At 56.5% G+C, this 255-nt stretch carries 1 protein-coding gene; it reads left to right on the forward strand.

Going from position 1 to position 255, the window contains the following annotated elements; all coding sequences use genetic code 11:
- A partial coding sequence (locus EII11_RS10685) for a hypothetical protein (RefSeq protein ID WP_165867178.1) occupies positions 1-255 on the forward strand: 255 nt, incomplete at both ends.

The following is a 255-nucleotide window of genomic DNA, read 5'->3' on the forward strand; positions in this document are numbered from 1 at the left end:
CTGATTGGCGGGTGACGCCCCTTGATTTCGGTGAGGGTATCGCTGCTTTCCAGGCCGTGTACTGGGAGGGGAAGGGACTTACGCCTCCCCCGCCTGAACCGGTTGTAGAAGAAGGCGGTTTTATTCGTACTGCGGCGCGAGCGTATGGGATTGTGGATGGCACTTACATTATGGTGCGTATCGACCTCAAAAACTCTAGTGTTGAGCCGCCAAGTGAGGAAGAACTGCGTGCCTTGTGGGATGCCCAGGTCGCTA

The sequence above is a fragment of the Schaalia canis genome (assembly GCF_003858455.1).
In the GTDB taxonomy this organism is placed as follows: Bacteria; Actinomycetota; Actinomycetes; order Actinomycetales; family Actinomycetaceae; genus Pauljensenia; species Pauljensenia canis.